Origin of the sequence: Vibrio mytili (assembly GCF_000830505.1) — a bacterium.
Taxonomy (GTDB): Bacteria; Pseudomonadota; Gammaproteobacteria; order Enterobacterales; family Vibrionaceae; genus Vibrio; species Vibrio mytili.
On sequence record NZ_JXOK01000011.1, the window covers coordinates 1 to 8,859 of the forward strand.

The window sequence follows — 8,859 nt, forward strand, 5'->3', positions numbered from 1 at the left end:
CTGTTGCTGTTGCTGTTGCTGTTGCTGTTGCTGTTGCTGTTGCTGTTGCTGTTGCTGTTGCTGTTGCTGTTGCTGTTGCTGTTGCTGTTGCTGTTGCTGTTGCTGCTGTTGCTGCTGTTGCTGCTGTTTCTGCTGTTGCTTCAGTTTCTCCTCTACAACCGACAGATTTTTCCTAGCAGCCTCAAAATCAGGCTTTTCTTGCAGTAAGGTGTTGTATAAATCAGCCGCTTCTTGCAATTGACCATTTTGTGCCAGTGCGTTCGCAAGGTTATATCGTCCGTCTATTGATGAGTTTCCAGAAAATGCAGCAATGGCCGCTTCATAATCCCCTGCTTCATAACTGGCTGCACCTTTCCAGTTGGGGTCAGTAAACTGCTTTTGGGCTTGCTCATACTCTCCTTGCATGAAGAGTTGAGCACCTTGCTGATCTGGATTGAGAAACGGACTCGCTTGAGCGTCAGGCGTCCAGGTCATTGGTAAGAGAGTCATAGCAAACATCCATATCAAACCTCGGCGAAACAATAAGGCTGCGGGCAACAGCACGAGTGGCAACAGCCAAAAACCCCCGTTTATACGTGTATCGGCTTTCATGTTGTCATTTTGTTTCGCTGCGAGATTTTGACCTGCTTTGTTGGTAAAGGCTGCAATGTTCTCAATGTCCCGGTTGTTGTACTGAATAGGAACAAAGATGCCACCAGACTGCTTGGTTAGTGTTTGTAGGTTTTTCAAATGTGTTTTCGCTACCACTGTTGTACCTTGGCGGTTTTTTAGTAAAACGCCGTCAGGTAAGGCGATAGGAGCGCCGTCCGCCGTGCCAACAGCGAGAACAGATACACGAACGTTTGTTCCTTGTAATGATGCCAATGATGCTGAAAGTTCAGAGTCATCGAGATCATCAGCGAGAACAATGATGTCACCTTGATTAACACCAGCTTGCGTAAATTGACTCAATGCCAAATCAATGGCTGCGGGTAAATTTGCTCCCTGGAAAGGCATCAAATCTGGTGATAGGTTTTCGATAATGCCAGCCAGCGTATTTGAGTCTTTCGTAAGTGGACTTAAGCTATAAGCGTCACCTGCATAGGCAACTAAACCTGTTGAGCCTTCCTTCCAGTGTGGAAGTAAATCAAGGGCCTTGTAACGGGTTTGTGCCAATCGATTCGGCTTAATATCCGTGGCATACATAGATCGTGACATATCCAACACCAAGATACGATTTTGGCTGAGCTCGAAACTTGGCCGAGTATTGGATTGCCAACTAGGACCGGCAAGTGCGATGCATGCTATTGCCCAACTGAATCCCCAAATACTCAAGTAGTGCTTTGATTGACTGGAGTGCCCAAGTACTTTCGCCAAATGAGGAGCGATAAGCGAGGATTGACTTGCGGTCAGTTTTTGATTGAACTTGAGCACCACAGGGATAGCGATTAGCCCAATTAACCAATAAGGATGAAGGAAAATAAACTCAGCCATGCTTTCTCCTTAGTAGGAATAACCACACCGAAAGGAACAATGCTGCGCCTAGTGGGTATGGGAACCACTCTTGTTGTGGTCGCCAAGTTTGTGTGTCGGTAGATACAGGTTCCAGTTGATTGATCGTGTCGTATATTTTCTCTAGCTCAGCTGTGTCCCTTGCTCGAAAATACTGACCGCCTGTCATCGTTGCAATTTGAGTGAGTGTTTGCTCATCAAGATCTGCTGCGGTATTGACTTTGCGCGTCATGAAGAACTCTTTCACCCTCATTTCACCTGCGCCTACACCCACGGTGTAGATGGTTGCGTTATACTTTTTGGCGATTTCGGCGGCTTCAATAGGATCGAGAACACCCGCAGTATTGCTGCCATCACTGAGTAAAATAATCACTCGCTGAGGCGCGTCGCTATCGACAAATGTCTTGGTTGCCAAACCAATACCGTCGCCTATGGCAGTGCGTTGGCCAACTAAACCGATAACGGTCTGATTAATTTGTTGAATAACGGTCTGACGATCTGCGGTAAGTGGGGTTTGTAAATAGGCATGATCACCGAAGAGAACGAGTCCTAAACGATCGCCCTTCCGCTTAGCGGTGAAGTCAGTGAGTACCCTTTTCACTGCAGTCAGACGATCGATATATTCATCGTCTAAGTTCATGTCTTCTTTTTGCATTGAACCGGAGAGGTCAACCACTAACATGAGGTCACGATACTTTGGTTGAAACTCGACAGGATCGCCATACCAGACAGGGCGAGCACAAGCGATAACTAACAGTCCCCATATGCAAGCCGACAGCACTTTTCTTAGCCATTGGTTAGGTCTGTTATGCTGTTGACTATTAGGCAGATAAGCCAGTTGTATATCCGCTTGTTGTTTCTCTTCTGGCAACAGTTTGTAAAGCACTACGGGCAGAGGAAGCAATGCAAGTGCCCACCACCATACTAACTCAATGTGTAGCCACTGATTCAGTATTGTCACGAAGGTTTGCTCATTCACGTTTTCTCGCCTTTTTCTTCGGTGGCAAAGCGTGGTTGATCCAGAATGTGCAATCATCAACTAAGGATTGATGTTGTTCTTGATCGGATTTTTGATATAAGGCGGCTTGCCACTGTTGTTGTTTATCGACAAAGCGATTTTCATCGGTTTGCTTATCAAGAAACTCATACCATGCCGTTCCTGTCAAAGGGGCTATCACTTCACGCGGGAAGTAGCTTAGCGCTGCTTGACGAAGAATTTCTAAAGCGGAGGAAGGAGTATTCGTTGATGTAGTTAAAAGTCTTAATGCGGTTTTTTTTGCTCGTAAGCGCTTTTTACGCCACTTGTAATAAAAACATACACTCAAAAGGATGAAAATAATACCAGTCAGTAATGCCCACCATCCCCAAGCAAGTGGGAACCAATCAGGCGCATTCGGTAACATTAAAGGTTCAAGGTCTAGGCTTTGGGTATTTGTTGTCATTGTTATTACTGCTTAATTTACGTTTGATTAGTGATTTGGAGTTAAGGTGCTCATTTTATCACTCACTTATCTGGTTATTTAACTCAATTGTTGGACGAGAGGCGAACCACTACACAAGCTACTAAATGGAATCGACATCCTGTGGCATTGTTTTTTGATGGACTCTTGGTGCTGGGTAAAATGTGATTCCAACTCTTTGCGTTGCCCTTTAGATGCAAAGTCAAACCATTGCGTTCGACGGCCATCTGAGGCTTTAGCTTGGCCTCTGAAGTCGGTTTCACCTCGCTCTAATGGGTCATAAAACTGCACGACACGCACACTATTGTGTTGTTTTAACCGACTAAGCTGGGCAAGTTCGATATCCGTGATGTGAGCAAAGTCACTCAGCATTATGACTTCGCTACCTTTTGGTGTTAGCGTATGCAAGATTTCGATAGCATTGGCATAAGATGAGGTACGAAGCGTATTTTGCTCTTTTAGGTCGAGTTGACGGTTGTGGATGTCGAGAATGGCATGCAAAATTCTCAGCCCTTGCTTTTGTAGAGAGGCTGGGCGGAACTCCAGACATTGATGCCCATTGTCGATGATCGCTCCGATTCTATCTTTCTTCGCTAAAGTGAGCCAAATCAGTACACTCGCGAAGTGGGCTAACTGCACTGATTTTAAGACATATTTAGAACCGAAATAGAGGCTCGAGCTCAGGTCTATGTATAAGATTACGGCTTGTTCTTTATCTTCTGAGAACAGCTTTGTATGTGCTTTCCCCGTGCGCGCGGTGACACGCCAGTCGATGCTGCGAATATCATCACCAGGTTGATATTGTCGGACTTCCATAAAGTCCATGCCTCGACCTTTTTGGCGACTGATATGGCTGCCGCTCATCTGTGACCAAATGCTTTGAGCAGGTGGCATCCAACGTACAGACTGGGTCCGATAATGCAGCAGTTCTTCAAGCGTTAATGTCACCCCATTAGCATGAGGTGGCAATGAATGTGTTGCCGACATATGACTCACCTGCTTCATGCACTACCAACAAGGTTTAACAGCTTATCGATAACTTGATTCGCGGTGATACCTTCCGCTTGCGCATGGTAACTTAGCAACAATCGGTGGCGTAACACAGGGTAAGCCATTGCTTGCACATCTTCAGGTGAAACAAAATCACGTCCTGCTAACCAAGCATGAGCTCTAGCACAACGATCTAAGGCGATAGTCGCGCGTGGACTGACGCCCATAGCCAACCATTTATCTAATTCAAGATCGTATTCTGTGGCTTGTCTCGTAGCCATAACGAGGCGAACAATGTATTGCTCAATTGTCTCGGCCATATGAATGTTAAGGACTTCAGCTCGTGCAGTGAAAATATCTTGCTGGCTGATACTAGGGCGTTCGAGGTTCGCTTCACCTTTCGCTTCACCACGATTAATTCTTAATATAGCCAGTTCATGTTCCGTGTCCGGGTATGCCACTTCTAAGTGTAATAAAAATCGGTCTAACTGAGCCTCAGGCAGTGGATAGGTACCTTCTTGCTCAATTGGGTTCTGCGTGGCCATCACCAAAAACAGATCGGGCAACATATATGTCTTACGGCCAGCCGTGACTTGCTTTTCTGCCATGGCTTCTAACATGGCCGCTTGTACTTTCGCTGGTGCACGGTTGATTTCATCGGCAAGGATGAGTGAATTAAATATAGGACCGGACTGAAAAGTAAACTCACCTGTTTCTGGTCTGAAGATATCTGTACCCGTTAAGTCTGCAGGTAACAGATCTGGAGTAAATTGAATGCGATGAAAGTCGCCTTCAACACAGTCCGAGAGTGATTTTACCGCACGGGTCTTGGCTAACCCCGGAGGCCCTTCAACCAAAATATGCCCATCAGCAAGGAGCGCGATCAATAACTGTTTTACCAGCTCTTGTTGGCCAATGATTTGAGACTCTAAATAGCGCTGGAGAGTATCGAAGTTAGTTTTATGCATGTTTGGACTCTCAGTATCCATATCATTTTCATTGTGAATATTGGTCATTCCCAACCCGTAAAAAGTTCCGAAGAATGTTAAGAATTTATATGGCGTCATACGGAATGGCAAGCAATGTATAAGGCGGAAATCGCTTAAATTATAGTGTGTTACATATATTTTTCATGAAATAGTGAGAAATAACTCGAGTTTTTCTAATTGTGGTCGATATACATTCTGCACAGCTGCATATTTCTCGCGAATGAGTTTGCCTGTGACTGATATGACACATGAATGATGAATCATTTAAAAGGCCCAAACATGCTGAAACTTCACTCTCTTAGTATTAAACAAAAAGTTGTACTCGGTATTACTTTTGCCGTACTCGCTTCAACCATTGTGGTTGGAGTTATGGCTCAGTATCAAGCGAGAGCAGTATTAAACCATCGACTGATTGATATCGAGCTGCCTTCTATGTTGCAACAGATTAATACTGAAATAGACCGTGAAGTAGTTCAAATGCAGAGAGCTGCGAAACAATTAGCAATGAATGAGTTCGTTGTTGAGGCACTCTCTGATTCGATCAATGACTCGTCAAGTGAGGAACAACTTGTCCGTGAGTTGAACAATGTAAAAGCTCAGTACGATTTGAATGACGCCTCGGTTGCAAATCGACACACAGGATACTACTGGAATCAGAATGGTTTCTTGCGTCAACTGAATCTCACACAAGATGCATGGTTTTTTGATTTCACGTCTGCCGGGAATGAAAACTCGGTCAGTGTATTCCAAGAAGCGAATGGCGACGTAAAAATGTTCGCCAATTTCCAGGACACCAATGGCATTTCCATGTCGGGTTTATCGAAATCAATGAGCGATATGGTGTCTTTGCTGAATGGTTTCAAAATTGAAAAAACGGGTTACGTATTTCTGACAAATGATAAAGGCGAGATTCAAATTCACCGTGACAAGCAAAAAAATCAAACTTCTGTCGTTCAGCTATTTGGAAATGATGCAAACAACTTATTGAATAAAAACAGCTTTAACTTGATTGAGGTGGAGTTTGAAGGCCGAGACAATTTTGTATCCAGCTTGTACGTACCCTCGATGAACTGGTTCGTTATTGGCGTTGTTCCGGTTGATGAAGTCTTCGCGGATTTAAATGCAACGGGACAGAAAATACTCGTCACCACAGTGGTTGTAGCAGTGATATTTATTCTGATGGGTATCGTACTCGCCAACAGTATTACCAAACCTATTCGAGAGATTGCAAATCGCTTCACAGATCTAGGTCAAGGAGACGGAGATTTGGCTCAGCGTATTGTCATACATGGTAATGACGAAATGGCGCAATTGTCGAAAGGTTTTAACGGTTTTATTGAAAAAATCCATACCACGATGAAAGAAGTCGCTTTAACCAGTGGCGCTTTGAGCCAGTCTGCATCGAGTGTATCGAGTAAAGCGACATCGACCCACAACAACAGTCAAGAGCAGCGCGACCAGACGCTTCAAGTCGTTACTGCCATAAACCAAATGGGGGCAACGATCAGTGAGATTGCGTCGAATGCTGCGACAGCCGCAGACACCGCTAATACCGCTTCTGATAACACTCAAACTGGTCATCAAGTCGTAATAAAAGCGAAAGATGTGATCAGTCGACTTGCGGTAGACGTTGAAACGACCAATGTTGTTGTGACTCAGTTGGCTTCTACAACCAAAGATATAGGTTCGATCCTGGGGGTTATTCGCGACATTTCAGATCAGACGAATTTACTTGCCCTAAATGCTGCTATAGAGGCGGCGCGAGCAGGGGAGCAAGGACGTGGTTTTGCTGTTGTCGCCGATGAAGTGCGAAATTTGGCATCGCGAACGGCCGATTCCACTGAAGAAATTCAGAAAATGATCAACCAACTACAAAGTGATGCTCAAGATGCTGTGAATGCTATGGAAGCGGGTAAAGCCGTGACGTTTGAAGGGGTTGCTTCTACCGACGAAGCCGTTTCTGTGTTGGTGAATATCTCTGAGCGAATTGCGGATATTTCTGATCGGAATACACAAGTAGCAACTGCAACTGAAGAGCAATCTACGGTTGTCCACGCCATCAATCAGAATATTGAAGAAATCAATGCGATCAATGAGATGACAACCGCGACGGCGGAAGAGTTGGCTTCTGCAAGCCACGATCTTCAGCAACTCTCAGCGCGTCTTGATGAGATGGTAGGTAGCTTCAAGCTATAGAGTTGGTTAGAATAAACAGAGTAACAAGTTTAATGACTCAACTTAGGTAAGTATTATGAACGACTTCGAAAAAGAGCTAGAGCAGATTTCTCAGGAAGTAGGGCAGGAAGAAGAAGTGAAGCTTCCTTCTCTGGAAGAGCAAAAGGAAATCGCAGCAGAGCTGAAAAAACTAGAAGCCGAAGGTAAATTGACTCCGGAAGTTCTAGAGCAATATTTTGGTAAGTTTAATCAGAAAAACGCAGTGCCGATTCACTAATCTACTGATTTTTATAATTATTGTAACATGAACTAGAGACTAATATGCTTAATAAGATGCTCAGAAGGTCGCCGCTTTTTCGAAGGTAGAGTTTGTTAGGTTACCTAAAGAAGCGATAGTTTATTGAGACATATGCCTGGTTAGGTAAAAAGGGAGGCTTACTCCCTTTTTTAATACTTGTCATACCTACACTCTAAAAAAGCAAGCCATTTCAGTAAGTTGAGAAATAGTGCTAGTTATTTTCATACTTGACAATACTAGCTCTATAACTAAATCTATTGCGTAGTTAAATCGAAACTACTAAAGGAATGCACAACGGATGGCGCAACAAGATAAGAAAGAGATCATTTTAATTACAGAGGGAAGCCTGCAGTCGTCTTTGTTGAAAGATGTATTGGAGACAAAGCTCGGTATTAATGTTTTTCTGATCACTCCAGAGTGCCTTTCTAGCTGTTCATTGGCAGATCAATCAGTTGAATATCAATCAGTTTCGGCCATTATTTTAGATTATAGTGTTGTTAGTGATGAGGTTTTCACTCGCTATATGGAGTTTAAAACAGGTGAGCTTAAGAGCACGCTTGAAATTCTTATAAATTGCGAGAAAACCATATCTACCGATCAGTTATTTGTTTGGGGTTCCTTAGCGGGTATCTTTTATACTTCTGATGATATTAAAACGCTTCAAGTCGGTATCGAGAAAGTGCTGGAGGGAGATATGTGGTTTAGTAGAAAGTTCTCTCAGCAATATATCACCCATCTTCGTCGTCACAGCAAACCGATGAATAAGAACACACCTGCCATCTTGACTAAAAGAGAGCAACAAATTATTACCTTCCTTTCGAGAGGGGCGTCTAATCAACAAATCGCTGAGCAGCTGTTTGTCAGTGAAAATACGGTTAAAACCCATTTACATAACATCTTTAAGAAAATTGATGTAAAAAATCGGGTTCAGGCTTTGATTTGGGCTGAAGAAAATTTTTCTGAAACTCCCTCAATTATATAAGTAGTTCTACGACGCTTATTTGTAGTGAAAAAGTTAATATAATGGATCTTTATTGTTTCAATAAGGATGGTTTATTGGATGACCTTTTTCACTCTCTCATTTTTACCGAGAGTATTCACTGGAATTATGGTTTTAAGCTACCAATACCTTCGGTATTTAGTGGGTCTTCTCTCAAAATCCCAAACAATCACTCAAAAATTTAGGGCGATTTGGTCATTTCTATAAATCCTTGTATTCAATAATGATTTATTAGTGCGATTTTGTCTCAAACTTGAGAACTTGTTTTTATTGTCCCACTTTTAATACATTTGTATTGTAAATGTTTCTCAAATGAATTTACTCTGACAACCTAGTGATTAGATACAGAAATAGTACTAGTCGTTTATTAGTAATCTAAGATGTAACGTAATTGAAGTATGAGAAAACCACATGGATCAGTACAAGGAAAAGCCTGAAATCCTCATGCTAACTCCC

Annotated in this window: 8 protein-coding genes; 3 read left to right on the forward strand and 5 right to left on the reverse strand. The window is 43.1% G+C overall.

Going from position 1 to position 8,859, the window contains the following annotated elements:
* The 5 genes from SU60_RS05480 to SU60_RS05500 all read right to left on the reverse strand — a co-directional run.
* Positions 1-1,473, reverse strand: a 1,473-nt coding sequence (locus tag SU60_RS05480) for a vWA domain-containing protein (RefSeq protein WP_041154687.1), incomplete at its 3' end; no start/stop codon positions are given.
* Positions 1,466-2,470, reverse strand: coding sequence for a vWA domain-containing protein (locus SU60_RS05485; RefSeq protein ID WP_052481495.1), 1,005 nt, complete (start codon positions 2,468-2,470; stop codon positions 1,466-1,468). The genes SU60_RS05485 and SU60_RS05480, both read right to left, overlap by 8 nt.
* A complete protein-coding gene (locus SU60_RS05490; protein WP_041154688.1) occupies positions 2,463-2,933 on the reverse strand; it encodes a DUF4381 domain-containing protein in 471 nt (156 codons plus the stop codon). Before SU60_RS05490 ends, SU60_RS05485 begins: the two co-directional genes overlap by 8 nt.
* A 78-nt stretch (positions 2,934-3,011) precedes the next feature.
* Positions 3,012-3,938 carry a DUF58 domain-containing protein gene (locus tag SU60_RS05495; RefSeq protein WP_041154689.1) on the reverse strand — a complete coding sequence of 309 codons (927 nt, stop codon included), beginning with the start codon at positions 3,936-3,938 and terminating at the stop codon, positions 3,012-3,014.
* Positions 3,939-3,952: 14 nt separating this feature from the next.
* Entirely contained in the window at positions 3,953-4,909 is a 957-nt protein-coding gene (locus SU60_RS05500) for an AAA family ATPase (RefSeq protein ID WP_041154693.1), read from the reverse strand.
* A 300-nt stretch (positions 4,910-5,209) separates the two neighbouring features.
* On the opposite strand from SU60_RS05500, the gene SU60_RS05505 reads away from it, so the two are divergent.
* The 3 genes from SU60_RS05505 to SU60_RS05515 all read left to right on the forward strand — a co-directional run bounded on the left by SU60_RS05505 (position 5,210) and on the right by SU60_RS05515 (position 8,385).
* Positions 5,210-7,126: a methyl-accepting chemotaxis protein gene (locus tag SU60_RS05505; RefSeq protein ID WP_041154694.1), complete on the forward strand. Its 1,917-nt coding sequence runs from the start codon at positions 5,210-5,212 to the stop codon at positions 7,124-7,126.
* A gap of 55 nt (positions 7,127-7,181) precedes the next feature.
* Entirely contained in the window at positions 7,182-7,382 is a 201-nt protein-coding gene (locus tag SU60_RS05510; protein WP_041154690.1) for a restriction endonuclease subunit S domain-containing protein, read from the forward strand.
* 319 nt (positions 7,383-7,701) lie between these two features.
* Positions 7,702-8,385: a LuxR C-terminal-related transcriptional regulator gene (locus tag SU60_RS05515; protein WP_041154691.1), complete on the forward strand. Its 684-nt coding sequence runs from the start codon at positions 7,702-7,704 to the stop codon at positions 8,383-8,385.
* The last annotated feature ends 474 nt before the right edge of the window (positions 8,386-8,859 follow it).

Bases quoted from the DNA above. Each gene is read 5' to 3' on its own strand.
- SU60_RS05490 (WP_041154688.1), bottom strand. From the start codon at position 2,933: ATGACAACAAATACCCAAAGCCTAGACCTTGAACCTTTAATGTTACCG.
- SU60_RS05495 (WP_041154689.1), bottom strand. From the start codon at position 3,938: ATGTCGGCAACACATTCATTGCCACCTCATGCTAATGGGGTGACATTA.
- SU60_RS05500 (WP_041154693.1), bottom strand. From the start codon at position 4,909: ATGCATAAAACTAACTTCGATACTCTCCAGCGCTATTTAGAGTCTCAA.
- SU60_RS05505 (WP_041154694.1), top strand. From the start codon at position 5,210: ATGCTGAAACTTCACTCTCTTAGTATTAAACAAAAAGTTGTACTCGGT.
- SU60_RS05510 (WP_041154690.1), top strand. From the start codon at position 7,182: ATGAACGACTTCGAAAAAGAGCTAGAGCAGATTTCTCAGGAAGTAGGG.
- SU60_RS05515 (WP_041154691.1), top strand. From the start codon at position 7,702: ATGGCGCAACAAGATAAGAAAGAGATCATTTTAATTACAGAGGGAAGC.